Raw genomic sequence first — 25,087 nt, forward strand, 5'->3', positions numbered from 1 at the left:
TGCTGTTCTTTGTGCTGGGACTTGGGCTGCGTCTTGTCGGTGACGGCGGTCATCAGTGTTCCACCATGCCCAGGTCGATCACGACGAAGCCCGCCACGCCCTCGGCCGCCAGCAGGAACGCCTCAATCACCGAGCCGCCCTCGATGTCCTCCACCACGCGGAGCGGCACATGGACGTCGCTCTTGGCGCCGATGGGGAAATACCGCATGGGCACGCCGTCGCGCATCAGGACCACGGTGATCAGCTCGGAACTGGAGTTCCCGCCCCGGAAGTAGAGGGTCTGGTTGATGATTCCGTCCGGAACAAAGTGGGCAAGCTCCCGGTGGATGGGAGCGGGCTTGTCGAGGCCCGCTCCTTCAAAGGGGAAAACGCCCTGCAGGAAAAGCTTCTTGGTGATCACGGGAGGGATCCTTTCGGCCGGCTGGGTAGGCCCGGCGGCTGAGCGCGCGGGTGCTACTTGAGCGTGGGAATCACTGACTCCCTTCCATCCTGCTCCGCAGTTGTTTCGGCCCGGCGTGTGCGGAGTAACGATCCTTTAACGCAAACCTCACCGTTTTCCGGGCTGCTGCCGCGCCCCGCCACTGGACGGGAAGCTACACCAGCGCGCCGTCCAGCATGGAGTACCGCAGCCAGCTCCCGCCGTCGCCCTCCCGTGCGGCGCATTTGTTGAACCACTCCCCCAGGGCACGGTCGTGGCTCACCATGATCAGCGTTCCGCCGAATTCCGAAAGGGCCGCTTCCAGCTGCTCCACCAGCACCGGTGCCAGGTGGTTGGTGGGTTCGTCCACCAGCATGGTTCCGAAGCCCCCCAGCAGCAGCCGGGCCAGGGCGAGCCTGCGCTGCTGCCCTGCGGAAAGGCTGCCCACGGGCACGTGGAATTCGGTGGTCCGGAAGAGGCCCAGCCGCAGCAAAGCCTCCGCATGTTCGTCGATGTTCCCGCCCAGGCCGGACACGAATGCCGGAAGAAGGCGCTGCCCCGGGCGGCGCGGCGGCTCCAGTTCCTGTTGCAGATAGCCGATCCGGCCGTGCCGCACCACCGTGCCCGCGTCCGGTTCCAGTGTTCCGGCGAGGACGGACAGCAGCGTGGATTTGCCGGCGCCGTTGGGGCCCGTGATCAGGATCTTCCGGCCCGCCTCCACCCGGAAATCAGTCCGTTCAAGCCGGCCGTGAACTTCCACGCCGCGGGCTTCCAGGGCGGGGGTTTCGCTCGCAGCGGAGCCGTCGGTTGCACCGGAGCCGCCGGTCGCACCGGGGCCTTCCGCAGCGGGACCGGCGTTCGCGCCGGATCCGTCCTGCAGGTCCACCGCCAGCTTCAGGGGTACGGGCGGGCGGTCCACCGGGTTGGCCTCGAGCCGGCGGAGCCGCTCCTGGGCGTTGCGGACCTTGCTGCTCGCCGCCTGCTGCCAGGTGCCGGCCTTGAAGTCGAAGCCCATCTTGTCGCCGTCGCGCCGGCGGGCGTAACCCATTTTCCCGGCCACGGTGTCCGCCTGGAGGCGCTCGGCAGCCATCGCATCGAGCCAGCCCCGGTACTGCTGCACCCAGCGTTCACGCTCGGCTGCCTTCTCCCTCAGGTACCCTTCGTAACCGTTCCCGTAGCGGTTGACGGCGCACCGTTCGGCGTCCACTTCGATGACGGAAACGGCCACCTTGCGCAGCAGCGCCCGGTCATGGGAAACCACGACGACGGTACCCCGGTGAGCGGCCAGCCGCGCCTCGAGCCAGGCCGTACCGCTCGTGTCCAAATGGTTGGTGGGCTCGTCCAACAGGAGGATGTCCGCGGGATCAGCAAGCACACAGGCAAGCGCCACCCGGTGCTGCTCCCCGCCGGAGAGCGAACCCAGCGTCCGCTGCCGGTCCAGTCCACCCAGGCCCAGGCGGTCCAGTGCCGCTTCCACCCGCGATTCCGCGGCGTAGCCTTCGCGGAGCTGGTATTCGGTCTGCAGGTTGCCGTAGCGCTCCAGCTGTTCCTCGTCCGCATCGGCCAGTCCGGATTCCAGGCTGTCCAGCTCGGCCTCGACGGCGCGGAGTGACGCCAGTGCCTCGTCGATGGCGTCTCCTACCGTGAACGACGCCGGCAGGCCGGTGGTCTGGGCAAGGTAGCCGATGCGGCCGTGGCTTTGGGCGGTGCCCTCGTTCGGCGGCTCGAGCCCGGCCAGGATCCGCAGCAGGGTTGATTTGCCGGCTCCGTTTTCGCCGACGACGGCCACGTGCTCACCGGCGCCAATCGTGAGGTCCACGGCGGTGAAGAGCCGGCGGTCACCATAGCCATGGGTGACGCCGGTCAGGGAAAGATGTTCAGTCAAGGGAATGTCCTAGCGGGTCCGCAGTGTACGGCTGTCGCCGATATTAGTGCCGGGAATTGTGTGCGGGAATGCAGCCGGATCGAAGGGCTGCGCTTAGGACTTCATCGGTCCAGACTGCCGGGCGGAGGCATCACAGTCAAGCAGTGACACCACCATGACACCATAAATCACCAAAGGGTATTGACGTGACACCATAGTGACGCCATGATGGTGTCATGCAATTGACTCAGTACGTCGCCGCCGTCCAGTCCCAGCTGGACGTTGCCGCGGAAGCCGGCGGGCCGGACGCCCGCGCACTCAGCGAGCGCCTCACGGCCACCCTGGAATCAACGGTCAGGCTTGTCCTGCTGGAAGCACTCTCCGACGCTGCCAGCGAGATCACCCTCGAGCTGGCCCCGGCCTCGGTGGAGGTCCGGCTGCGGGGCCGCGATCCCGAGTTCGTGGTGACCAACCCGCCCGCCGCCGACGACTTCGAGACGGTGGTTGAGCGGCCAAGCCAGCAAGGCCGGCAACCCACGGAAGATTTCGACGGCGCCAGCACCTCCCGTACGACGCTCCGACTTCCGGATCACCTCAAGCAGCAGGTGGAAGAGGCAGCCGGCCTCGAAGGCCTGTCCGTGAACTCCTGGTTGATCCGGGCTGTCGCGGACGCTCTCGCCGGCCAATCAACACAACGCACCGTTCGCCGGGATCCCGGCGGGCAGAACTTCACAGGATGGGCACGCTAATGAAGACGTTCGAGACACCGCAGCCAATCGCCGTCGTGGTTGATGTTTCCATCCGGGCCGATATCTGGATCGTGGCAGGCAACCGCTCTGACACCGTGGTCAACGTCCAGCCGCGCAGTGCTACCCGCGCCCTGGACGTCAAAGTGGCCGAGCAGACCACAGTGGATTATTCGGAGGGTCGCCTCCAGGTCCGGTTGCGGCCCCTGCGCCGGTACACCTGGTTCAGTGACGGCGGCGCAGTGGACATCACTGTTGAAGTCCCCATCGGCTGCAGCCTCGAGCTGAAGTCCGGCATGGGTGACCTCCATTGCGAGGGCGAATTCAGCTCCGCCGAGCTCTCTACCGACATGGGCCACGTCCGGATGGACCACTGCACGGATCTGCGCGTCCACACCGGCATGGGCGACGTGACCGTGGAACGCGTCGCGGGCCGGGCCGAAATCAAGACCGGATCAGGCAAAGTCCGCATCCGGGAAATCGACGGAACGGCCAGCGTCAAGAACGGCAACGGCAGCACGCACATCGTTGACGCGGCCGGTGAGCTCCGCGTCAGTGCCGCCAACGGAGACGTAGCCATTGAACGGGCGGGTGCAGCCACAACCATCAAGGCCTCCAACGGAGACATCAGCGTCGGCGAGGTGGCCCGCGGGACCCTCACCCTCCAGTCCGCCGCGGGCTCACTGGCCATCGGAGTCCGCGAAGGCAGCGCGGCGTGGCTGGACCTCAGCACCAAATACGGGCGCGTCCGCAACGGACTCGACGCCGCCGCCGGGCCGGGCGATACCGACGCGAAGGTGGAGATCCGGGCCCGCAGTGCCTATGGCGACATCACCGTCCGGCGCTCCCCCGTTCCCACCGTGTAAGTACCTGACAGGCAGAAACCCAGCGAAGGAGGAACCATGGCAAGCACCACCCCTGCGGCCGTTGCAGTGGCCGGGCTGCGCAAGGCATATGGCAGCAAGGAAGTCCTTAACGGCGTTGACCTCACCGTTCCGGCGGGAACCGTCTTCGCCCTCCTCGGCCCGAACGGCGCCGGCAAGACCACCATCGTCCACATCCTGGCCACGTTGATCCGCGCCGACGGCGGGGAGGTCGCGGTGGGAGGTTTCGACGTCGGGCGCCAGGCCGACGAGGTGCGCGGGAAGATCGGGCTGACCGGGCAGTTCTCGGCCGTGGACGGCCTGCTCACGGGCGAGGAAAACCTGGCCCTGATGGGCAGGCTCCGGCACCTCCAGCCGGCCGAGCTCAAGCGCCGCACGGCAGAGCTTCTGGAAACGTTCGACCTTGTTGCGGCAGCCAAGCAGCCCCTTGCCACGTACTCGGGCGGCATGCGGCGGCGGCTGGATTTGGCCATGACCCTCATGGGCGATCCCGAGATCATCTTCCTGGACGAACCGACCACGGGCCTGGATCCCCGGAGCCGCCGCACCATGTGGGAGATCATCCAGGGACTCGTGGCCCGCGGCGTCACCATCTTCCTGACCACCCAGTACTTGGACGAAGCAGACCAGCTTGCCGACACCATCGCGGTACTGGACCAGGGCCGGATCGTGGCCCAGGGCACCCCCGCCGAGCTGAAGCGGCTCGTCCCGGGCGGGCACATCCGCCTCACGTTCGGTGACCTGGCCGCTTTGGAGCGGGCCGCCGTCGTGCTCGATCCAAGCAACCGCGACGACGACGCCCTCACCCTGGACGTCGCCGGCGACGACGGCGTCCGGTCCTTGAAGGACGTGCTGGACCGTCTGGAGCGCGCCGCCGTGGATGTGGCCGACCTGTCAGTCCACACGCCCAACCTGGACGACGTCTTCCTCGCCCTGACCAGCCAGAAGGAGAACGCACGATGAGCACCGTCAGCTATGCAGCCAGTGACGCGGCAACCATGCTGCGCCGGAACCTCAAACACGTGCTCCGCTACCCCTCGATCCCGCTGTTCGTCGCGGGGACCCCGATCATATTCCTGTTGCTCTTCGTGTACGTTCTCGGCGGGACGCTGGGCTCGGGACTGGGCGGCGGCAGGGATGACTACCTTGCGTACATTGTGCCGGGCGTGCTGATGCTCACCCTCACCGGGGGTGCGACGGGAACCGCCATCTCGGTGTCCACGGACATGACCGAAGGCATCGTGGCCCGTTTCCGCACCATGGCAATCTCCAGGGGCGCCGTTCTCACCGGCCATGTCCTGGGCAGCCTCATCGAAACCATGGCCGCCATGCTGCTGGTGGCGGCCGTGGCGGTGCTGATCGGCTTCCGGCCCACAAGTTCCCCGGCAGGCTGGCTCGGAGCCCTGGGCGTGCTGACGCTCATCGCATTCTCCGTGACCTGGTTGTCCGTGGCCATGGGCATCAACGCCAAGAGCGTCGAAACAGCAAGCAACCAGCCCATGATTTTCCTGCTGCTGCCGTTCCTGGGCAGCGGCTTCGTGCCGACGGAGTCCATGCCCGACGCGTTGCGCTGGTTCGCCGACGTGCAGCCGTTCACACCGTTCATCGAAGCCGTCCGCGGGCTTCTGATGGGCACACCCGTGGAGGCCGGCACCATGCTTGCCGCGCTTGCCTGGTGCGCAGTGTTCAGCGTGGGCGGGTACGTGTGGGCGCTATGGCTTTACAACCGCAAGTCCGTCCGGGCCTAACCGGCCACGTGCGTGCCTGCGGCGCACCGCCGCAGGCACGCGCCGCCGTCGTACGCCTCAGGCGGCGAGTGCCACTGCCTTCCGGCGGCGGGCCTTCGCCAGCCGGGTGCCGATCAGCCCCTGGCGCGGGCTGAACAGGTAGACGACGGCGAAGATGGCACCCTGGGTGAGCACCACCATGGCACCGGACGCGGTGTCCAGGTAGTAGCTGAGGTAGATGCCGGCGATCGAGCACACGGCGGAGACCACCGGAGCGATCACCAGCATGCGGGAGAACCGGTCCGTCAGCAGGTACGCCGTGGCCCCTGGGATGATCAGCATGGCCACCACCAGCACCACCCCGACCGTCTGCAGCGCCACCACGGAGGTCAGCGCGAGGAGCCCCAGCAGCAGCGCGCCCAGCCGTTTCGGCGACAGCCCGATGGCGTGGGCGTGCGTGGGATCGAAGGCGTACAGCGTAAGGTCGCGGCGCTTGAGGATCAGGATGGCGAACGCCACCACACCCAGCACCAGGACCTGGATGAGGTCCGGGATGCTGACGCCGAGCAGGTTGCCGAAGATGATGTGGTTCAGGTCGGTCTGGCTGGGCGTGACGGAGATGAGCACCAGGCCCAGGGCGAACAGCGAGGTGAACACGATGCCGATCGCCGCGTCCTCCTTCACCCGGCTTGTGTTCCGGACCACCCCGATCAGGGTGACGGCGATCAGCGCGAACACCAGCGCCCCCAGGGCAAACGGCGCGCCCACGATGTAGGCCAGCACGACGCCGGGCAGCACGGCGTGGGACACGGCGTCGCCCATGAGCGACCAGCCGATCAGCACCAGCCAGCAGCTCAGCACGGCGCAGACAATGGCGGCGAGCGCGGTGGTGATGATGGCGCGCACCATGAAGTCGTAGCTCAAAGGTTCCAACAGGATGTCGAAGAGGTCCATGGCTTAGCTCCAGTCCTGTTGCTTGGAAAGGCGGCGCTCCTGGCCCACATCAAGCACCGGGCCGACGTCGAGGACCGGGACGTCCCGGGCCGGAAGGTCCCGGTTGAGGACGTCCAGGCCGAAGGCCATGGCCAGGTGCTCGGGCTGCAGGACCACGTCGGGCGGCCCGTGCATCAGGACCTTGCGCATCAGCAGCACGGCTTCGTCGCACAGCTGCGGCAGGGCGTGGAGGTCGTGCGTGGAGATGAGGATGGTGCAGCCGTCCGAGGCGAGTTCCCGCAGCAGGCGGGTGATGGTGGCTTCGGAGCGCTTGTCCACCCCGGCGAACGGCTCGTCCAGGAGCATCATGGTGGCGCCCTGGGCGATGCCCCGGGCCACGAACGCGCGCTTCTTCTGGCCGCCGGACAGCTGGCCGATCTGCCGGTTCGCGAACTCGGACAGTTCCACCCGGTCCAGGGCGAGGTCGACGGCGGCGCGGTCCGCCTTGGAGGGGCGCCGGGTGAAGCCCTGGTGCCCGTAGCGGCCCATCATCACCACGTCGCGGACGGACAGCGGGAACTGCCAGTCCACGTCCTCGCTCTGCGGGACGTAGCCGATTCCCCCCTCCTTGCGCGCCTTGGCGGGTGACTGGCCATTGATGAGGACGCGGCCGGCGTCGGGCTTGATCATTCCCATGATCACTTTGAACAGCGTGGACTTGCCGGAGCCGTTCATGCCGATCAGGCCGCAGATCCGGGCGGTGTCCAGGCTGAGCGATGCTGCGTCCAGCGCCAGGACTTCGCCGTAGTGGACGGTGACGTTTTCAACGAGAATGGCGGGTTGGCTCATGATGCCGCTCCCGCTGGGGCACTAACCAGTGCTTCGGTGATGAGTTTGGAGTCGTGCCGGATAAGGTCCAGATACGTGGGCACGGGGCCGTCCGCCTCGGACAGCGAGTCAACGTAGAGTACGCCGCCGAATTTCGCACCCGTGGCTCCCACCACCTGGCGCATGGGGGCGTCGGACACCGTGGACTCGCAGAAGACGGCCGGGACCTTGTTCGCCTTGACGAATTCGATGGCCCGGGCGATCTGCTGCGGCGTGGCCTGCTGTTCGGCGTTGACTGCCCAGATGTAGACCTCCTTGAGGCCGGCGTCGCGGGTCAGGTAGGAGAAGGCACCTTCGCAGGTCACCAGGGCACGCTGCGCCGCGGGGACGGTTGCGAGCTTCTGCACCATCTCGTCCTTCACCGCCTGCAGTTTGGCCTTGTAGGCCGCGCCGTTCGCCTCGAACGTGGCGGCATTCTCCGGATCAAGCTCTGAGAACGCCTTCACCATGTTGTCCACGTAGATCTGCACGTTTACCGGCGACATCCAGGCGTGCGGATTCGGCTTGCCCTGGTAGGAGTCCTCGCTGATGGACATGACCTTGACGCCCTCGCTCACCACGGCGTGCGGGACATCCAGGCCCTCGACGAACTGGGCAAACCAGGCCTCCAGGTTCAGGCCGTTGTCCAGGATCAGGTCCGCTTTCGAAGCCTTCCGGATGTCGCCGGGCGTGGGCTCGTAGCCGTGGATTTCGGCGCCGGCCTTGGTGATGGATTCGACCTGCAGCTTGTCCCCTGCCACGTTCTGGGCGACGTCGGCCAGCACGGTGAAAGTGGTCAGCACCACGGGCTGCTCATCGCCGGGTCCCTGGCCCGGGGCGGCACCCCCGCACGCGGCCAGTGACAGGAAGAGGAAAGCGGCGACGACGGCGGCTCCGGCAGAGCGAAGGAAACCGGTTCGGCGGACTACTTTGGCGCACCGAAACAAAAATTTAGGCATACCGAATATTCTACCGGGCGCCGTAACGCCACTGCAACGCCGGGCCCCCGCTCCACCCAACTGACTCGCACTTAACGTCGTCATTTGCCGTTTTCACGACGTCAGCTGCCAGTCAGTTGGGGAAGCTAGGCTGGACACATGGGAACAGCTGTCCGCAATTCCCCGGCGCCACGGCCGGAGCTCTACCGTTTTTCCGCGCTCGACTACACCACCGTGGGGCTCTACGTGGCCGTCGCGGCACTCTTTGCCGTAGCCGGACCGCTGCTGCAGCCGTTGCTGCTGCAGCTGTCCCCGGACCCCACCGTGGCCGTGTACTCGGTCAACCTGCTGTTCTACGGCGGCGTGGGGATCCTGGCCGTGGCCGCTGCCCGCCATGTCGCCGCCCGCGACCTCCGCGTGCTGGCCACCAGGCCGTGGTTCACGCTGATCATGATCCCGGTGGCAGTGGTGGCCATGCTGATCCTGACCGCCATCCTGGTGGCCCTCACCGGACCCGTGCAGGGCTCCGCCAACCAGGCCAACGTGCAGGCACTCGTGCAACACGTGCCGCCCTGGCTGATCGTGCCCCTGCTGGTCATTGTGGGCCCGTTCGTGGAGGAGTACATCTTCCGCCACCTGCTGATCGGCAAGCTGAGCCGGCGCGTCAACATCTGGGTGTGCTGCGTCCTGTCCACCTTCCTCTTCGCAGCACTGCACATCGTGGGCCAGGAAACGCTGACCCTGCCCGTGCTGATGCCATATCTCGCCATGGGCGCCACGCTGGTGTTCGTCTACGTGTGGACCGGGAAGAACCTGATGTTCTCCTACTTCGTGCACGCCGCAAAGAACCTGTTGGCCGTAGTGTTCATCTACGCCATCCCGCCCGAACTGATGGAGCAGCTGCAGCAGGTCCAGCCCTAGCAGTCGCAACGCTCCCCCTACCGCCGCACGCGCCGCCGTCGTACTTTTGGGTAATGGGACTCAACATTCAGATCGTCATCGACTGCAAGAACCCGCACGAGCTCGCCGACTGGTGGGCGGAAACCCTGGACTGGGCCGTGGAGCCTCACGACGAGGCCTTCATCCGGTCCATGATCGCGCAGGGGTACGCCACCGAAGCCGAGACCAAAACCCACAAGGGCAAGCTGGTCTGGGAGGCCGGCGCCGCAATCAGGCCGGTGGAAGAGCTCGACGTCAAGGCGCCGGAGCGCCGCCTCCTGTTCCAGACCGCGCCCGAGGGAAAGACCGTCAAGAACCGGGTGCACTGGGATGTCCGCCTTGCCGGCAGGGACAAGGACGAGGTGCGCAAAGAGCTGGAGGCACGCGGCGCAACCTTCCTCTGGACGGCCAGCCAGGGCCCGCACGAATGGCACACCATGGCGGACCCAGAAGGCAACGAGTTCTGCATCAGCTGAGGCGATTACTAGACTCAATCTGTGAGCAACGTATTTCCAGCCAAGGTATCCGACGTCTTTGACCCCTCCCGGTGGCGCACCGTGGCCGGCTTCGACGACTTCCAGGACATGACCTACCACCGGCAGGTGGAGCGGGATTCGGACGGCGCGGTGCTGCGCGACCTGCCCACGGTCCGGATCGCCTTCAACCGCCCGGAAGTCCGCAACGCCTTCCGCCCCGGCACAGTGGACGAGCTCTACCGGGCCATGGACCACGCCCGCATGACCCCCAACGTGGCCACCGTGCTGCTGACCGGCAACGGGCCCTCGCCCAAGGACGGCGGGCACTCGTTCTGCTCGGGAGGCGACCAGCGGATCCGGGGGCGTGACGGGTACCGCTATGCAGAGGGCGAGACCAAGGAGACCATCGACCCCGCCCGTGCCGGCCGGCTGCACATCCTGGAAGTCCAGCGGCTCATGCGCACCATGCCCAAGGTGGTCATCGCCGTCGTCAACGGCTGGGCGGCCGGCGGCGGCCACTCGCTGCACGTGGTCTCTGACCTCACCATCGCCTCGCGCCAGCACGGCAAGTTCAAGCAGACGGACGCCACCGTGGGAAGTTTCGACGCCGGCTACGGCTCGGCGCTGCTGGCCCGCCAGATCGGGCAGAAGGCCGCCCGCGAGATCTTCTTCCTGGCCCGCGAATACTCGGCCGAGGACATGGTCCGGATGGGCGCAGTCAACGAAGCCGTGGACCACGAACGCCTTGAGGAAGTCGCCCTGGAGTACGCGGCGGACATCGCCCGGCAGTCGCCGCAGGCCATCCGCATGCTCAAGTTCGCCTTCAACCTGGCCGACGACGGCCTGGCCGGACAGCAGGTCTTCGCCGGCGAAGCGACCCGGCTGGCCTACATGACGGACGAGGCCGTGGAGGGCAAGGAAGCCTTCCTCGAGAAGCGCGACCCCGACTGGTCCCAGTTCCCGTACTACTTCTAAAGCCCGCCCAACTGACGAAGGCAGCCTCCGTGACCTCCCAGCCGCTGAACACTGAACCTGCAAACATCGAGCCGCCCAACATCGAGCCCGCACTCAAGGCGCTGGCGGACGCCCTCCACGGCGAGGGTCCCGCCGTAGAGCTTTCCGCCGACGCCGACGGCAATCCGGTGGTCTCCGCGGTGGAAACGCCGGGCTTCGAGGACGCCGCCGTGGTGGTGCGGACCTCCGGTTCCACCGGTGCCCCCAAGGCAACGGTCCTCACGGTGGAGGCCCTCGCGGCGTCCTCCGTGGCAACCGCCTTCGCGCTCAAAGGCGAAGGCCAGTGGCTGCTGGCCCTCCCCGTGCAGTACGTGGCCGGCGTGCAGGTCCTGGTCCGCTCCCTCTTCGCCGGCACGCGGCCGTGGGCCATGGACCTCTCCGGCGGCTTCACGCCGGAAGCCTTCACCGCGGCCGCCCAGGAGCTCACGGACAAGATCCGGTTCACGTCCCTGGTACCCACCCAGCTGCAGCGGCTGCTGGACTCGCCGTCGGCCGAAACGCTGGCCGCCCTCCGCCGCTTCAACGGAATCCTGCTCGGCGGCGGCCCCGCCACACCCGAACTGCTCGCCGCAGCCCGGGACGCCGGCGCGCGTGTGATCACCACCTATGGCTCCGCGGAAACCTGCGGCGGCTGCGTCTACGACGGCTTCCCGCTCGAGGACGTGCTGGCCCGCGTGGACGGGGACGGCCGTATCCTGCTGGGCGGCGCCACCCTGGCCGCCGGCTACCTCGGCGACCCCGCCCTCACCGCCGACGCCTTCTTCGAGGAGGACGGCGTCCGCTGGTACCGCACCAGCGACCTCGGCTCCATCGACGCCACCGGGAAGCTCACCGTGCTGGGCCGCGCCGACGACGTCATCATCACCGGAGGCGTCAAGGTATCCGCCACGCACGTGCAGGCCGAGCTGGAGAAGCTCGACGGCGTGCTGGCGGCTTTCGTAGCCGGCGTCCCGTCAGCGGAGTGGGGACAGGCAGTGGCGGCCTACGTCGCCGTGGAGGATGCCACGCCCGCCGGCATCGAAGGCTTCACCGCGAAGCGGCACGATGCCCTCGGCGCCCTGGCGCCCAAAACAGTCCTGGCTGCGGGCGAACTCATGATGCTGCCCAACGGCAAACCTGACCGCCTCGGCATGACCGTTCTGCTGGACGCCCGGCATCAGGGAAAATAGAAAAGCTCTTCCCAAGCTGAACCGAACAACGAACCAATCGGAGTACTGACCGTGGCTACAGCCGCACAATGGATCCAAGGCGCCCGACCGCGCACCCTGCCGGCTGCCATCGCACCGGTCCTGATCGGCACCGCAGCGGCCTTCGAGCTGGACGCGTTCAAGCCCGTCAACGCCATCCTGGCCGCGCTGGTGGCCCTGCTGCTGCAGGTGGGCGTGAACTACGCCAACGACTACTCGGACGGCATCCGGGGTACGGATGAGGACCGTGTGGGCCCGCTCCGCCTGGTGGGCTCCGGTGCTGCGAAGCCGGAGATGGTGAAGCGCGCCGCGTTCGCCGCGTTCGGGCTGGCGATGCTGTTCGGCCTGGTGCTGGTGCTCATCACGCAGGCATGGTGGCTGATCCTGGTGGGTCTCGGCTGCGTCCTGGCGGCCTGGGGGTACACCGGCGGCAAGAACCCCTACGGCTACATGGGCCTGGGCGACGTGTTCGTGTTTGTGTTCTTCGGCTTGGTGGCCACCCTTGGCACCACCTACACGCAGGCGGGGCAGGTCAGCCTGCCTGCCATCATCGGCGCAATCGGCACCGGGCTGATCGCGTGCGCGCTCCTGATGGCAAACAACGTCCGGGACATCCCCACGGACATGCAGGCAGGCAAGAAGACCCTGGCCGTGCGGCTGGGTGACAAGCACGCCCGTGAAAGCTACGTCCTGATGCTTGCCGTGGCCATCCTGCTGGTGATTGTCCTGGCACCGGCGCGCCCGTGGATGCTCATCGTGCTCCTCCTGATCCCGGCCAGCCTGATGCCCTCATGGCTGATGATCAACGGCCGGAAGCGCAAGAGCCTGATCCCGGTCCTGAAGCAGACGGGCATGATCAACCTGGGCTACAGCGTGCTGTTCTCGCTGGGCCTCGTGCTAAGCCACGGGCTCTAAGCGTCCGTGCCTCTAAGCGTCCGTGCCCCTAAGCGTCCTTGCGGGGACCTTCCGTGCGGGGGATTTCTGAGCGGACGGTGATGTCCGGGTTGGCATCCACCAGGGTGTCCTCGGCGTCGGCGTCTTCAACCTCGCCGGCGGTCCGGATGGGCTTGGCCCGGCCGGAGAACCGCTCATGCAGGGTGGCCGTGGCGGCGTCGCGCTGCTTCTGGAAGAACAGGTAGCTGATCGCGAAAGCGATGAGGCCGGCGCAGACCGCAGCGAGCAGGATTCCGATTTGGAGGAAGCTGAACAGCACGAACAGCGGCACAAACAGTGCCAGACGGATCAGGGAGTATTTCATAAAGGCCACAGTCCAAGTTTAGCCGTCCGCCGCCCGGCGCCCGGACGCTAGACTGGTGGTATGCCCCGTGTATTGGTCGCCGTTGCCGTTCTTGCCATATTCGTCTATGGCCTCGTGGACGTGATCCGGACTGACAAGCACCTCACCAGGGGTATCTCCAAGACGGCCTGGATCGTGGTGATGGTTGTCCTCCCGGTAGTGGGAGCGGCACTTTGGTTCATCATCGGCCGGCCACGTGGAAGCAGCCCCGCCCCGCAGTCGTACACCCACACCACGGCGCCGGATGACGACCCCGATTTCCTGCGCAACCTGGAAATCCGCCGTCGCAACCAGGCCGAAGCGGACCGCCTGAAGAAGCTCAAGGATGAACTCCAGGCCAAGGAACGCCAGGTCAATGGCAGCGCTGCCGGCGGCGCCGAGGGCAAGGGAAAGCCGAACGGCACCCATCGGGGCGACAAGCACACCGAGGAATCACACCACCCCGAGACCGACGCGCACGGCACCGACGAGGTCAAGTAGCGCCATTCGCGGTTGAGTAACGCCTCGGGGGAAGTAACTCGGCCCGGGGTCAGACGACGGTCGACCGCCGCTCAATCAGCACGGTGTCGCGCCACTGCCCGGCGCAGGGGCCATGGACCATGAGGGCGATGCGCCGCCGTCGTCCAACAACCGTGTAACCGTTGGCGAGGTGGAGCCTGAGGCTGGCTTCGTTTTCGGGAAAGACACTGGCCTGGATCGTCCAGATCCCGCCGGCCTCCGTGGAATCCGCCAGCGCCTGAAGCAGCAACCCGCCTACGCCCATGCCGCGGGCGTCCGCCGCCACGTAGACGGAGTGCTCCACAACCCCGGCGTAGGCCGGGCGGGAGGACACGGCCGAGACCGCCGCCCAGCCAAGGATTCGGTGTGCCGGCGTTTCGCACACCAGCCGGTGCGGAAGCAGCCGCGATGTGTTGAACCGTTCCCAGTCCGGCGCCTCGGATTCAAAGGTTGCGTGACCGGTCTCAATGCCTTCGCGGTAGATCCGCTGGACGTCCGGCCAGTCAGCGCCCGTCATGGCGCGGATCGTGAGGCCTGGTGCCGACTGCGGGTTCACAGGCTCTCGAGGAGTCCGGCCGTCTGTTCCAGCGCGCCCGGGACCAGGGAGTAATAAGCCCACGTGCCGCGCTTCTCGCGGTGCAACAGCCCGGCCTCCACCAGGATTTTCAGGTGGTGGGACACGGTGGGCTGGCCCAGGTCCAGCGGTTCAGTGAGGTCGCAGACGCAGGACTCACCCGAGTCGCCCGCCTTGACGATGGACAGCAGTCGCAACCTGTTCGGGTCGGCAAGGGCCTTGAAGACCAGGGCCCGCTGCTGGGCCTCGTCAGCGCTCAGCGCCGGCTTCACCGACGGGACGCAGCATGAGGCGTCCACCGGAGCTTCGACGATCTGCAGAGAGTTCATAGACCAATTATGCACATAGATTGACATTCATCGATATAGGTGGGGATACTCTCTATATCGATCCTCATCAATTTATCTTTTTTGGTTCCATCGGGACAAAGACCGGCCGGCGCCGTCGGGCCCTTGATTGAAGGCCCCGTCCTTGTTGCACTTGTTTACGCAGCGTTGCGGCACAGCGCTTACGAACCACTACCCAGGAGACCACATGACCGCCGAAGTGAGCACCGAACAGCTGATCATCATCGGTTCCGGCCCCGCCGGCTACACCGCTGCGATCTACGCCGCCCGCGCGGGCCTGAAGCCCCTGGTTCTGGCCGGCTCGGTAACGGCCGGCGGCGCCCTGATGAACACCACCGAGGTGGAGAACTTCCCGGGTTTCCCGTCCGGGATCCAGGGCCCGGAGCTCATGGACGGCCTGCAGGAGCAGGCGCAGCGGTTCGGCGCGCAGGTGATGTTCGACGACGTCACTGAAGTGACGCTGTCCGGGCACCTCAAGCGGGTGGTCACCGGCGCCCGCGCCACCTACGAGGCACCCGCCGTCATCCTGGCCACCGGCTCCGCCTACAAGGAACTCGGCCTGCCCGAGGAGAAGAAGCTCAGCGGCCACGGCGTCTCCTGGTGCGCCACCTGCGACGGCTTCTTCTTCCGCGACCAGGACATCGTCGTCGTTGGCGGCGGGGACTCAGCCATGGAGGAAGCCACGTTCCTGACCCGCTTCGCCCGGACCGTTACCGTGGTGGTCCGCAAGGGTGAACTCCGCGCCTCCCGCATCATGGCCCAGCGCGCCAAGGACAACCCCAAGATCAGCTTCGCCTGGCACTCCGCCGTGACCGCCATCCACGGCGACCCCAAAGTCACCGGTGTCACCCTCACGGACACCCGGACCGGGGAAACCCGCGAGCAGGCCGCCACGGGCATCTTCGTGGCGATCGGACACGTGCCGCGGACGGAACTCGTCGAGGGCCAGGTTGAGCTCGACGCCGAGGGCTACATCAAGGTGGACTCCCCCACCACGGTCACCAACCTGACGGGCGTCTTCGCCTGCGGCGACGCCGTGGACCACCGCTACCGCCAGGCCATCACCGCCGCCGGGACCGGCTGCGCCGCCGCACTGGATGCGGAGCGGTACCTGGCCGCCCTGGATGATGCGGACAGCATCGCGACGGCCTTGGTCGAGGAACCAACCCACGCCTAGGGATTCGCTGAATAGAACTTCCCAACAGGAAGGAGGTGAGCTGTATGGATACCGGATGCTGCACCGACAACGGCTGGTGCGAGGACGAATCCTGCACGGATCAGGACTGCTGCTAGCCGCCCTTCCCGCCGCCTTCCGCCTTCCGCCTTGCTTGCGAACCGCCACACCTACTCACGAAAGAGAACACCTTGGATTCGACGTCGAACCTTCCCGTCGCTGTGATCGGCGCCGGCCCCGTGGGCCTGGCCGCTGCCGCCCATCTTCTGGAACGCGGCCTGGAGCCGCTGATCTTCGAGGCCGGTACGACGGCGGGAGCCGCCATCGAACAGTGGCGCCACATCCGGCTGTTCTCACCGTGGCGGTTCAACCTCGACGCCGCCGCCGTCCGCCTGCTCGAAGCCTCCGGCTGGGAATCACCCCGGCCCACGGCCCTCCCCTACGGCGGCCAGCTGATTGATGATTACCTCGCACCGCTCGCCGCGCTCCCGGCCATCGCTTCCCGGCTGGAGACCGGTGCCCGGGTGGTCGCGGTGACCCGGTCCGGCATGGACAAGACCCACACCCGGAACCGGGACACCGCACCGTTCGTGGTGCGGGTGGAAGGTGCGGGCGGAGAGGTCCGCGACCACACGGTGGCCGCCGTCATTGATGCCTCCGGCACGTGGTCAATCCGCAATCCGCTCGGCATCTCGGGCCTGCCCGCCATCGGCGAAGAGACCGCCGCGGACCGGATCTCCTCGCCGCTGCCCGACGTCACCGGCCGGGACCGCGCCTCCTTCGCCGGCCGCCGTGCCCTGGTGGTCGGGGCAGGGCACTCAGCCGCCAACACGCTCATCAGCCTCGCGGACCTCGCCAAGGCGGAACCCGAAACCCGGATCCTGTGGGCCGTCCGCGGCGCCTCCGCCGAGAAGGTCTACGGTGGCGGCGAAGCCGACGGACTGCCCGCCCGAGGCCAGCTCGGCAGCCGGCTGCGCCGCCTGGTCGAGGCCGGCACCATCGAACTGCATACCGGCTTCGGTATTTCCTCCCTCAAGTCCCTGGACTCGCACGTCACCGTGGCAGCCGTTGACGGACGCACCCTGGACGCCGACATCGTGGTGCCCTGCACGGGCTTTCGCCCGGACCTGGATATCCTGCGCGAACTCCGGCTCGAACTGGACCCTGCCGTGGAGGCGCCCCGCCGGCTTGGCCCGCTGATCGACCCCGAATTCCACTCCTGCGGCACCGTGCCCCCGCACGGCGCCAGGCTCCTGGCACACCCGGACAAGGACTTCTACATCGTCGGCATGAAGTCCTACGGCCGGGCCCCCACTTTCCTGCTCGCCACCGGCTACGAACAGGTCCGGTCGGTGGTGGCAGCCCTCGCCGGGGACCGCGAAGCCTCGGAGACCGTCCAGCTCGAACTCCCGGAGACCGGCGTCTGCTCCTCCGACGCCGGCACCAGCTGCGACGTCCCCGCCACAGCCGCCGCGGACACCGAATCCGGCTGCTGCGCCGCTCCGGAGCCCGTGCTGGTCGGCTTCCCCACCGGGCTCTCCCACGGCCGCTCCGGCATCAACTAACGCCCGCTTCGACCCCGCAGGCATCACCGCTCACGAAGGAACCAACACCCCTATGACCCAGGAACCCAGCAGTACACCGAAGATCCCGGCCGTCCTCTTCGTCTGCAGCAAGAACGGGGGCAAGTCCCAGCTTGCCGCCGGACTGATGAAGCAGCTGGCCGGCGGGACCGTCGCCGTCTACTCCGCCGGCACCAAACCGGGGAAGTCACTGAACCCGCAGTCCGTGGAGTCGCTGGCCGAACTCGGGATCGACATCACCGGAGAACACCCGAAACCGGTCACCGAAGAAGTCGTGGACGCAGTGGACGCCGTCATCGTCCTGGGCACCGAAGCGAAACTCGAACCCCGCGAAGGCACCCGGTTCGAGGTCTGGGAAACGGACGAGCCTTCCGAACGCGGCATCGAAGGCATGGAACGCATGCGCCTGGTCCGGGACGACATCAATGCCCGCGTCCGGAAGCTGTATGCGGAGCTGACCGGGAACTAGGCGTGCCCGCCCCGGCCGACGCCCCGGCCCTGGTTGCGGAGGGTGCACCCCGCGGCGGCCTCGCCGCCCTGTGCATCACCCAGACCACCGGCTGGGGCATCCTCTACTACGCCCTGCCAGCCGCCGTCCTGCCGATCTCGGGGGACACCGGCTGGGAGCCGGCGCTGGTCACGGGAGCTTTTTCGGCCGGGCTCCTCGTGTCCGCCGGCGCCGGCATCCTCGTCGGCCGCGCCCTGGACAACACCGGCCCCCGCACCCTGATGATCGGCGGCTCGCTGGTCGGAGTCGCCGCCCTGGCCCTGGTGGCCCTTGCACCCGTCCTGCCGCTGTTTGCCGCCGCCTGGCTGTTGGCCGGGACTGCGCAGGCAGCGGTCCTGTACCAGCCGGCGTTCACCGTGATCACCCGCTGGTACGGCACCGGGCGGGTCCGGCCCCTGACCATCCTGACCCTGGCAGCGGGGTTCGCCTCCACCATCTTCGCGCCGCTCACCGCAGCCCTGAGCAGCAGCATCGGCTGGCGGGCGGCCTTCCTGGTCCTCGCCGGGCTGCTGGGACTGATCACTGTGCCGCTGCACGCCCGCTACCTCAACAAAACCTGGAATGCCGGCCCTCGAAGGGGTGCGGGAACCCTGGACCTGAGCAGCGTGCGCGCCATCCGCCGCAGCCCTGAGTTCCGCCGCCTGCAGGGCCTGATGGTGCTGCTTTGCCTCGGCCTCTACGCCACGACACTGAATATCATTCCCCTGCTGATGGAAAAGGGCGCCAGCTATGCCGCAGCCGCGCTGGGCCTCGGACTCGTGGGCGCAGGCCAGGTCGGAGGCCGGCTGCTCTTCGGCTTCATTCCGGTCCGGACGCGCCTGCCTGCCATCACCGGCGCTGCCGCCGGCGCGGTCTTGCTGCTCGCCGCACTGCCGGGACCCCTGCCTGTCCTGATCGCAGCAGGCATCCTGGCCGGCGCTGTCCGCGGCTGCCACACCCTGCTGCAGGCCACTGTCGTCGCCGACCGGTGGGGAGCGCGGAACCTCGGCACCCTGCAGGGAACCTTCGCCGCACCGCTCACAGCAGTCACCGCCGTCGCCCCCGCTGCCGGCCCGGCGGCCGCGGTATGGCTCGGCTCCTACACGGGCATGGCGTACGCCATGGCCGGCGTGGCAGCGGTCGCTGCCCTTATGGCCGTTCTGGCCTCACGGCGCGGATAGTCCGGCACAGATACTCCGGCGCGGTAGGCCGGACCGGCGGCTTGCTACAGTCCCGAGTACGAGTGCAGGCCGTTGAAGAACTGGTTCACGATGGTGAAGTTGAAGACCACGCAGAGGTAGCCCACGATCGACAGCCACGCGGCGCGGGTGCCGGTCCAGCCGCGCGTGGCTCGGGCGTGCAGGTAGCCCGCGTAGACCACCCAGATCACGAACGTCCAGACTTCCTTGGTGTCCCAGCCCCAGAAGCGGCCCCAGGCCTTCTCGGCCCAGATTGCGCCGAACATCAGGGTGAAGGTCCAGCCGACGAAGGCGATGGCGTTGATGCGGTAGGACAGGTTTTCCAGGCTCAGCGCCGAAGGCACCAGGCGCATGAAGCCCAGCTTGTCCGCGCCGCCGGAGGCGATGGTCTTCTGCCGGTGCGCCTGCACCAGCTGCAGCGCGGACATCGCGAACGTCAGCGTGAACAGCGCCGAGGACAGCACCGCGATGGACACGTGGATGACCAGCCAGTAACTCTGCAGCGCCGGCACCAGGTGCCCCACGGGGGTCCAGTAGGCCACCGAGGCCGCCACAAGCATGATGATCGCCAGGCCGATCACGAACGTGCCCAGGAACCGCAGGTCGCGGCGGATCAGGACCAGCAGGAAGACAGCGACGGCTACGAAGGCGCCGGTGGTGAGGAACTCGTACATGTTGCCCCACGGCACTCGGCCCGCACCGAGGGCACGGGTGAGCACGCCGGCGCCGTGGATCACAACGCCCAGCACCGTCAAGGCAACAGCGACGCGGGCGGGAACGCGGCGTTCGGCAGCGTAGCGCATGCCGGCGTCGGCCGTCTGCCCGGCGCCAGCTACGGCACCCTTGGAGGCGCGTCCGGTGGCCGACGACGGCCGCTCGGCACGGCCGGCAGGTCCGCTGATGTCCGAATCGGCGCGGTCAACCGGGGCGTCGTCGGCGTCGGCAAGGTCTCGTCCTGCACGGTCAACGGAGCCTCCGGCACCGACGCCGGCAGCCACGGGGACTTTGGCCGTCGCTGCCGCGGACGCCTCGGCCGCGGCCGCAGCTTTGAGGTCCACCGCGAGGAGCGCCTTGCTGCTCTTGGCCAGGTCCCAGGCGAAGGCGATAAAGGCAACCGTGTACGTTCCGGCGGCCAGCAGCATAAAGAGCTCGCTGTACTGGCCCATGGTTTCGTTGATGGCGAGCATTACTGGTCCTTCTTCGACTCGGATGAGCCGGCTGTTGACTGGATGAAGTCTTCTGGGCGAGATTCCGAGGAGGCGCCCTTGGTGGCACTCTCCGCGGGGCCATTATCCTCCGGCCCGCTGGGAGCTGTCTGTGAAGCCGTCCGGGAGTCCAGGCCCCATTCCTCCGTCAGCAGTCCGCGGATGGTTTCCGCCTCCGCCGCGAGCCGGTGGTCTTCGCCGCGGGCCAGGAGACCGTACTCCACCATGGTGCGGCCGTCCGGGTGCGTACCCGTGCGGACCCAGACCCGCCGGCGGTTCACATACAGGGAAGTCACGAGCCCGGCCACCGCCAGCAGGGCGAAGATCAGGGCGTAGAGCTGGCCCGGGTTGTGGTGGATGTCCACGCCGATGTAGCGCTTCACGCCGTCAAAGCTGATGGTGCCCTTGCCGTCCGGGAGCGTATAGGTGCTGCCGGGAGCCAGGGTAATGCCGCCGGCGTCGAGGTTCCGGGCATTGAGCGGCGTCAGCTTTTTCACGTCGAGCTCGAACACGTTCTGCGGTGCCCCGGCGTTCAGTCCGAGGTCGCCGAAATACGAGTTCAGCGTGAGCTGCGGGTTGATCAACTCCGGGTCCCCGCTGAAGGACACGCCTTCCTCGGTGACGAACGCCGTGGGCAGGAAAAACCCGGCGAACCCGAGCTGGTCCGGCTTGGCGTCCGGGACCTTGATCACCACGGAGGAGTAGTAGTTGTCGCCCTGCAGCTTCGCCACCACCGGGCCCTGCATGGCGACGTTGCCGGCGCCGTCGCGGATGGTCACCACGGGGGCGTAGCCGTTGCCGGTGAGGTAGATGCTGGTGCCGCCCAGGCTGACGGGGTCGTTGACCTTCAGCACCTGCTTCTCGGCCGGCGCATCCGGGGTTTCCCGGGTGGTCACGTCCGCTTTGAAGTCGATGGGCTGGCCGAACTTGCCCTTCGATTCACGGTCGAAGGTAATCTGGAACTTGTCCAGCTGGATGGAGTAGGGCTGGAGCTGGCTGCTCTGGAAGTTGGTGCCCGGGGTGAACTGGTCGTAGCCCACCAGGGTGTTCACGAACGTGTCGCCCTCCACCAGGATCCGCTGCCCGCTGTACCCGAACAGGCCACCGGCCGCCACGGAGACCAGCACGCCGATCAGCGACGTGTGGAACACGAGGTTGCCCACTTCCTTCAGGAAGCCGCGCTCGGCCCCCAAAGAGGGCCGCTCGCCGTCGTCGTCCCTGACATCAACGCGGTAACCGCGTTTCTTCAGCTTCGCGGCAGCGTCCGCAATAGCGTCCGACGCCGGGATCCCGGCATCCGCGGGGATCACCAACGTGCCGTACTCGGGCAGGCGGGAGAGCCTGGCCGGGGTGCGCGGAGGCTGGGAGCGCATGGCCCTGTAGTGGGCGATCGCGCGGGGAACCACGCAGCCGATCAGCGAGATGAACAGCAGGATGTAGATGGCGGAGAACCACGCGGAGGAGTACACGTCGTAGAGCTGGAGGGAGTCCAGGATCTTGCCGTAGTCCGGGTGGTCCGCAATGTACTGGGTGACGATTGAGGGGTTCGCAGGGCGCTGCGGGAACAGCGATCCGGGCACGGCCGCAACGGCCAGCAGCAGGAGCAGGAACAACGCGGTGCGCATGCTGGTCAGCTGGGTCCAGGCCCAGCGCAGCATGCCCTTGACCCCCAGCGCCGGCATGGCAGCTTCGGCCTTCGCCTTCGCCACGGGGTTCGCTGCAGCGTTGTCTGCGGGTGCAGGCTTCTTCTTTTCGTTCACTCGCTCGCTCATCAGATCGGCAATTTCACATCGGTTTGGAACCAGTACTGCAGCCCGGACACCCAGGCTCCCCATACCCCGCTGGCCATCAGCAGGCCGAGGACCACCAGGATTCCCCCGCCGATCCGCTGGATGGCGAGCCGGTGCTTGCGGAAGAAGGACATCACGCCCACGCCCCGGCGCACGGCCAGGGCAATCAGCAGGAACGGGATACCCAGCCCGAGGCTGTAGACGAAGGCCAGGAACGCGCCCTTGGCGGCCGAGGACCCTCCGGACATGCTCAGGAGCTGGACGGCGGAGTAGGTGGGCCCGATGCACGGCGCCCAGCCGAGGCCGAAGGTGATCCCCAGCAACGGCGCGCCCCACAGTCCGGCCGGCGGTTTGGCGTGGATTTTGGCGTCGCGCTGCAGCCAGCTGAAACCGCCCATGAACACGACGCCCATGATGATCACCAGAACGCCCAGCACCTGGGTGATCCAGGCATTCTGGCCGCCGCTGAGCATCGAGCCCAGCTGGCCGAACGCTCCGCCGAGCAGGACGAATATCACCGAGAAGCCGAGCACGAACAGGCCGATTCCGGCCAGCATGCGGCCGCGCTTCTGCTTCTCCAGGTCCACGCCGGTCAGCCCGGTCACATAGCCCAGGTATCCCGGCACCAGGGGCAGGACGCACGGTGAGAGGAAGGACACGAATCCCGCGAGCAGTGCCACCGGGATGGCAAGCAGCAGGGAACCGTTCAGGATGGCTTCGGCGAAGGGGCTGTTCACGTGGGAGCGCCGCCGTTACTCTGCCACGGCGGCGGCGATCAGGGCCTTAAGCGTGCCCTTTTGGATTTCCCCGAGGACACGGGAGGCCACCCGGCCCTGCTTGTCGAGCACCAGCGTGGTGGGCACGGCACCAGGAGGAACCAGTCCGGACACGGCCAGGAGCACGCCGCCGTCCTTGTCGTGGAAGCTGGGGTAGGTCAGGTTGAACGTCTTGTCGAACGCCTCGGCTGCGGCCTTTTCGTCGCGGAGATTGACGCCGTAGAACTGCACTCCCTGGGGCTTGAACTCCTGGTGGAGGGCTTCGAGGGACGGCGCTTCGACGCGGCACGGCGCACAAGCTGCGAACCAGAAGTTGAGCACGGTGACTTTTCCGACGAAGTCCGCCGGCTCCACGGTGGTGCCGTCGAAGAGCGTCCCCTTGATGCTGACGGCGGATTTGCGGTCGGCAGCAGCGAACTCGGTCACGGATCCGTCACCGGCCACGTAGTTCTTGTTGTCCCCGGCCTTGGCCTGCTTGGCCAGGGCATCCTCCTGGGCGCATGCGGAAAGCCCCAGGGTGAGCGCGGCCAGCCCCAGGCCGCCGGCGGCCAGGACACTGCGGCGGGAGGCGGCGTTGGTCGCTTCGTGTGCGCTGGCTGCCTTGTTGAACTTGAATCCGGCCACGCTCAGGCCCCCGGGGTGTTCGAGGCGCCGGGCAGGAGTGCGGCGGCAGGCTCGCTGTATTCCACGCGCAGGAGGGTGCCGTCGTCGTCGAACACCAAAGACGTGATGGACGTGAGGGTGCATTCGCGCTTGCGCGGATCGTGCCAGAGGGGCTTGCCCTCGGCGCTCAGGCGGGTGGACCAGATGGGGAGCTGGTGGCTCACCAGGATGGCTTCCGCCTGATCGCCGCCCAGCTCAATGGCCCGGAGGCGTGCATCCTGGACTGCGGCGATGACGCGTGCAGCCTGGGCTTTGTACGGCTCGCCCCAGGACGGGGTGAACGGGTTGCGCAGATGCGGCCAGTGCCTGGGCTTGAGGAGCTCGGCCTTGTTGACCCGGAGCCCTTCGAAGTGGTTGCCGGCCTCGATGATGCGCGCTTCGGTGTGGATTTCGAGGTTCAGCGCTTCGGAGATGGGGAGGGCCGTTTCCTGGGCGCGGGTCAGCGGCGAGGCCACGAGATGCACAATGTTCGCCCCGCCGGCAACGCGGTCGCTGAAGTGCACAGCGAGCGTCTTGGCCATCTGCTGCCCGAGTTCGGAGAGGTGGAATTCCGGCAGCCGTCCGTAGAGGATTCCGTCCGGATTGTGGACCTCGCCATGGCGAAGGAGATGAACAGTGGCTTGGGGCATGTTTACCAGTTTCTCAAAGATGTCGGGTGATCTGAAATCTTCTACAGGAAGTAGAACTGAGAAGTTTGGAGAAATGTTCCCTGGAGTTGGAATAAAAGATGCATATGCATGTTTATACTGGGTGAAGCAGTTAGTTGAGACTTCAAGCAAAGAAGTTTCGGCTGGCGATCAGATGTCCTTCCGCAAGAGAACTTCCACCCCAGATCACAAGGAGCAACACCATGGCACTGCCCGCCAACATCACCACCGGCACCTGGACCCTCGACAACTCGCACAGCGAAATCGGCTTCACGGTGCGCCACGCAGGCATCAGCAAGGTCCGCGGCCAGTTCACGGACGCCGTGGCCACGCTGGACCTCGCCCAGAACGTTGCCGACTCCAAGGTCAACGCAACCATTCAGACCGCCAGCTTTGACTCGGGCGACGCCAACCGCGACGGCCACGTCCGCGGCGAAGATTTCTTCGACGTCGAGGCGTTCCCGGAAATCTCCTTCGTCTCCAACGCGATCGTTCCCAAGGGCGACGCCTACGAGCTCCAGGGCGATCTCACCATCAAGGGCGTCACCCGCCCGGTGGCGCTCGAGACCGAGCTCCATGGTGTGGCTGTCGATCCGTTCGGCAACACCCGCGCCGGCCTCACCGCCGAAACCACCATCAGCCGCAAGGACTTTGGCCTGACCTGGAACGCCGTCCTCGAAGCCGGCGGCGTGCTGGTCAGCGACAAGGTTGCCATCAACCTCGAGCTCGCGTTCATCGCTCCGGCGGCCTAGTTCTTCGCCTTATAGTTCTGCACCCCACAGCACCCCGCTCCGTCCCCGCGACGGAGCGGGGTGCTGTGCTTAATCCGGCTGCTGAACCTGACCGGCCAGAAT

28 protein-coding genes are annotated in these 25,087 nt (G+C 67.1%); 15 read left to right on the plus strand and 13 right to left on the minus strand.

All coding sequences use genetic code 11. The annotated features are described in order from the left end of the window. Window positions 1-52 precede the first annotated feature (52 nt). A complete protein-coding gene (locus ACSQ1X_RS16695; protein ID WP_436058477.1) occupies window positions 53-400 on the minus strand; it encodes a molybdopterin oxidoreductase in 348 nt (115 codons plus the stop codon). Between the two features lie 193 nt (window positions 401-593). Further along, window positions 594-2,303: an ABC-F family ATP-binding cassette domain-containing protein gene (locus ACSQ1X_RS16700; protein ID WP_436058478.1), complete on the minus strand. Its 1,710-nt coding sequence runs from the start codon at window positions 2,301-2,303 to the stop codon at window positions 594-596. Between the two features lie 215 nt (window positions 2,304-2,518). On the opposite strand from ACSQ1X_RS16700, the gene ACSQ1X_RS16705 reads away from it, so the two are divergent. The 4 genes from ACSQ1X_RS16705 to ACSQ1X_RS16720 are packed head-to-tail and all read left to right on the plus strand — an operon-like array spanning window position 2,519 to window position 5,660. Beyond that, window positions 2,519-3,031, plus strand: coding sequence for a histidine kinase (locus ACSQ1X_RS16705; RefSeq protein ID WP_436058479.1), 513 nt, complete (start codon window positions 2,519-2,521; stop codon window positions 3,029-3,031). Continuing rightward, on the plus strand, window positions 3,031-3,894 hold the full coding sequence (locus ACSQ1X_RS16710; protein WP_436058480.1) for a DUF4097 family beta strand repeat-containing protein: 864 nt from the start codon (window positions 3,031-3,033) through the stop codon (window positions 3,892-3,894). The genes ACSQ1X_RS16705 and ACSQ1X_RS16710 overlap by 1 nt, the downstream gene beginning before the upstream one ends. A gap of 36 nt (window positions 3,895-3,930) precedes the next feature. Then, entirely contained in the window at window positions 3,931-4,875 is a 945-nt protein-coding gene (locus tag ACSQ1X_RS16715; protein WP_436058481.1) for an ATP-binding cassette domain-containing protein, read from the plus strand. After that, window positions 4,872-5,660 (plus strand): ABC transporter permease, encoded by a 789-nt coding sequence (locus ACSQ1X_RS16720; RefSeq protein WP_436058482.1) that lies wholly within the window; start codon window positions 4,872-4,874, stop codon window positions 5,658-5,660. The genes ACSQ1X_RS16715 and ACSQ1X_RS16720 overlap by 4 nt, the downstream gene beginning before the upstream one ends. A gap of 57 nt (window positions 5,661-5,717) precedes the next feature. Here the strand turns inward: ACSQ1X_RS16720 and ACSQ1X_RS16725 are convergent, their stop codons facing one another. From ACSQ1X_RS16725 to ACSQ1X_RS16735, 3 genes are read right to left on the minus strand one after another with little or no spacing between them, the layout of a single operon-like run. Continuing rightward, on the minus strand, window positions 5,718-6,593 hold the full coding sequence (locus ACSQ1X_RS16725; protein WP_055804725.1) for a metal ABC transporter permease: 876 nt from the start codon (window positions 6,591-6,593) through the stop codon (window positions 5,718-5,720). 3 nt (window positions 6,594-6,596) lie between these two features. Then, window positions 6,597-7,421 (minus strand): metal ABC transporter ATP-binding protein, encoded by an 825-nt coding sequence (locus tag ACSQ1X_RS16730; protein ID WP_436058483.1) that lies wholly within the window; start codon window positions 7,419-7,421, stop codon window positions 6,597-6,599. After that, complete coding sequence (locus ACSQ1X_RS16735; protein ID WP_436058484.1) at window positions 7,418-8,398, minus strand: metal ABC transporter substrate-binding protein; 981 nt, start codon at window positions 8,396-8,398, stop codon at window positions 7,418-7,420. Before ACSQ1X_RS16735 ends, ACSQ1X_RS16730 begins: the two co-directional genes overlap by 4 nt. A gap of 138 nt (window positions 8,399-8,536) precedes the next feature. Here ACSQ1X_RS16735 and ACSQ1X_RS16740 point away from each other — a divergent pair, with 138 nt between their 5' ends. The 5 genes from ACSQ1X_RS16740 to ACSQ1X_RS16760 all read left to right on the plus strand — a co-directional run bounded on the left by ACSQ1X_RS16740 (window position 8,537) and on the right by ACSQ1X_RS16760 (window position 12,908). Continuing rightward, window positions 8,537-9,298, plus strand: a complete 762-nt coding sequence (locus ACSQ1X_RS16740; protein ID WP_436058485.1) for a CPBP family intramembrane glutamic endopeptidase — start codon at window positions 8,537-8,539, stop codon at window positions 9,296-9,298. Window positions 9,299-9,351: 53 nt separating this feature from the next. Then, window positions 9,352-9,792, plus strand: coding sequence for a VOC family protein (locus tag ACSQ1X_RS16745; RefSeq protein WP_436058486.1), 441 nt, complete (start codon window positions 9,352-9,354; stop codon window positions 9,790-9,792). Window positions 9,793-9,813: 21 nt separating this feature from the next. Next, entirely contained in the window at window positions 9,814-10,767 is a 954-nt protein-coding gene (locus ACSQ1X_RS16750; RefSeq protein ID WP_055804738.1) for a 1,4-dihydroxy-2-naphthoyl-CoA synthase, read from the plus strand. Between the two features lie 65 nt (window positions 10,768-10,832). Then, window positions 10,833-11,975, plus strand: coding sequence for an AMP-binding protein (locus tag ACSQ1X_RS16755; RefSeq protein ID WP_436059356.1), 1,143 nt, complete (start codon window positions 10,833-10,835; stop codon window positions 11,973-11,975). Between the two features lie 51 nt (window positions 11,976-12,026). Next, window positions 12,027-12,908 (plus strand): 1,4-dihydroxy-2-naphthoate polyprenyltransferase, encoded by an 882-nt coding sequence (locus ACSQ1X_RS16760; protein ID WP_055804742.1) that lies wholly within the window; start codon window positions 12,027-12,029, stop codon window positions 12,906-12,908. Between the two features lie 28 nt (window positions 12,909-12,936). Here ACSQ1X_RS16760 and ACSQ1X_RS16765 read toward each other — a convergent pair whose 3' ends face one another. Then, complete coding sequence (locus tag ACSQ1X_RS16765) at window positions 12,937-13,251, minus strand: DUF4229 domain-containing protein (protein ID WP_436059357.1); 315 nt, start codon at window positions 13,249-13,251, stop codon at window positions 12,937-12,939. 60 nt (window positions 13,252-13,311) lie between these two features. Here ACSQ1X_RS16765 and ACSQ1X_RS16770 point away from each other — a divergent pair, with 60 nt between their 5' ends. Beyond that, window positions 13,312-13,770: a PLDc N-terminal domain-containing protein gene (locus tag ACSQ1X_RS16770; protein WP_055804748.1), complete on the plus strand. Its 459-nt coding sequence runs from the start codon at window positions 13,312-13,314 to the stop codon at window positions 13,768-13,770. Window positions 13,771-13,819: 49 nt separating this feature from the next. Here the strand turns inward: ACSQ1X_RS16770 and ACSQ1X_RS16775 are convergent, their stop codons facing one another. Then, complete coding sequence (locus ACSQ1X_RS16775) at window positions 13,820-14,305, minus strand: N-acetyltransferase family protein (protein WP_436058487.1); 486 nt, start codon at window positions 14,303-14,305, stop codon at window positions 13,820-13,822. A 35-nt stretch (window positions 14,306-14,340) separates the two neighbouring features. Continuing rightward, the gene (locus ACSQ1X_RS16780; RefSeq protein WP_055804751.1) at window positions 14,341-14,691 is read right to left on the minus strand and encodes an ArsR/SmtB family transcription factor; all 351 of its coding nucleotides are present in this window, start codon (window positions 14,689-14,691) and stop codon (window positions 14,341-14,343) included. Window positions 14,692-14,908: 217 nt separating this feature from the next. On the opposite strand from ACSQ1X_RS16780, the gene trxB reads away from it, so the two are divergent. The 4 genes from trxB (at window position 14,909) to ACSQ1X_RS16800 (ending at window position 19,134) form a co-directional block, all read left to right on the plus strand. Continuing rightward, a complete protein-coding gene (gene trxB, locus ACSQ1X_RS16785; RefSeq protein ID WP_436059358.1) occupies window positions 14,909-15,886 on the plus strand; it encodes a thioredoxin-disulfide reductase in 978 nt (325 codons plus the stop codon). Between the two features lie 188 nt (window positions 15,887-16,074). Continuing rightward, on the plus strand, window positions 16,075-17,448 hold the full coding sequence (locus ACSQ1X_RS16790) for an FAD-dependent oxidoreductase (protein WP_436058488.1): 1,374 nt from the start codon (window positions 16,075-16,077) through the stop codon (window positions 17,446-17,448). Between the two features lie 52 nt (window positions 17,449-17,500). After that, on the plus strand, window positions 17,501-17,935 hold the full coding sequence (locus ACSQ1X_RS16795) for a low molecular weight phosphatase family protein (protein WP_055804757.1): 435 nt from the start codon (window positions 17,501-17,503) through the stop codon (window positions 17,933-17,935). 2 nt (window positions 17,936-17,937) lie between these two features. Then, entirely contained in the window at window positions 17,938-19,134 is a 1,197-nt protein-coding gene (locus tag ACSQ1X_RS16800) for an MFS transporter (protein WP_436058489.1), read from the plus strand. Window positions 19,135-19,178: 44 nt separating this feature from the next. Here the strand turns inward: ACSQ1X_RS16800 and ccsB are convergent, their stop codons facing one another. From ccsB to ACSQ1X_RS16825, 5 genes are all read right to left on the minus strand, one after another. After that, the gene (gene ccsB, locus ACSQ1X_RS16805; RefSeq protein WP_436058490.1) at window positions 19,179-20,339 is read right to left on the minus strand and encodes a c-type cytochrome biogenesis protein CcsB; all 1,161 of its coding nucleotides are present in this window, start codon (window positions 20,337-20,339) and stop codon (window positions 19,179-19,181) included. After that, complete coding sequence (resB, locus tag ACSQ1X_RS16810) at window positions 20,339-22,129, minus strand: cytochrome c biogenesis protein ResB (protein WP_436058491.1); 1,791 nt, start codon at window positions 22,127-22,129, stop codon at window positions 20,339-20,341. The genes ccsB and resB overlap by 1 nt, the downstream gene beginning before the upstream one ends. Beyond that, window positions 22,129-22,884 carry a cytochrome c biogenesis CcdA family protein gene (locus tag ACSQ1X_RS16815; RefSeq protein ID WP_436058492.1) on the minus strand — a complete coding sequence of 252 codons (756 nt, stop codon included), beginning with the start codon at window positions 22,882-22,884 and terminating at the stop codon, window positions 22,129-22,131. The genes resB and ACSQ1X_RS16815 overlap by 1 nt, the downstream gene beginning before the upstream one ends. Before the next feature lie 15 nt (window positions 22,885-22,899). Next, window positions 22,900-23,475, minus strand: coding sequence for a TlpA family protein disulfide reductase (locus ACSQ1X_RS16820; RefSeq protein ID WP_055805119.1), 576 nt, complete (start codon window positions 23,473-23,475; stop codon window positions 22,900-22,902). A 74-nt stretch (window positions 23,476-23,549) separates the two neighbouring features. Beyond that, window positions 23,550-24,215 (minus strand): histidine phosphatase family protein, encoded by a 666-nt coding sequence (locus tag ACSQ1X_RS16825; protein ID WP_436058493.1) that lies wholly within the window; start codon window positions 24,213-24,215, stop codon window positions 23,550-23,552. 221 nt (window positions 24,216-24,436) lie between these two features. Here ACSQ1X_RS16825 and ACSQ1X_RS16830 point away from each other — a divergent pair, with 221 nt between their 5' ends. Then, window positions 24,437-24,985 (plus strand): YceI family protein, encoded by a 549-nt coding sequence (locus tag ACSQ1X_RS16830; protein ID WP_055804769.1) that lies wholly within the window; start codon window positions 24,437-24,439, stop codon window positions 24,983-24,985. Window positions 24,986-25,087: the final 102 nt, after the last annotated feature.

The sequence above is a fragment of the Arthrobacter sp. LjRoot78 genome, from assembly GCF_964254335.1.
GTDB lineage: Bacteria > Actinomycetota > Actinomycetes > Actinomycetales > Micrococcaceae > Arthrobacter.